At 63.2% G+C, this 348-nt stretch carries 1 protein-coding gene; it reads left to right on the forward strand.

What is annotated here, in order from left to right:
- The coding region (locus tag ACH65_RS16935) for an IS3 family transposase (RefSeq protein WP_049623808.1) at positions 1 to 348 on the forward strand (348 nt) is incomplete at both ends.

The following is a 348-nucleotide window of genomic DNA, read 5'->3' on the forward strand; positions in this document are numbered from 1 at the left end:
TGGACCTGCACTCGCGCAAGGTCGTGGGCTGGTCGATGTCCGAGCGGATGACGGCCACGCTGGTCTGCGATGCGCTGCGCATGGCGTTGTTCAATCGCAGGCGGCCACGTGGCGTGATCGTGCACAGCGACCGCGGCAGCCAGTACTGCTCGCGCGAGCATCGCGCCTTGCTGGAAGTCCACGGACTGATCGCGAGCATGAGCGCCAAGGGCAACTGCTACGACAATGCGGCGATGGAGAGCTGGAACCACAGCCTGAAGGTCGAAGCGATCCACGGCGAACGCTTTGCCACGCGCGAACAGGCCAAGGCGCACGTGTTCGAGTACATCGAGGTTGACTACAATCGAA

It is taken from the genome of Frateuria defendens, from assembly GCF_001182895.1.
Lineage (GTDB): Bacteria > Pseudomonadota > Gammaproteobacteria > Xanthomonadales > Rhodanobacteraceae > Frateuria_B > Frateuria_B defendens.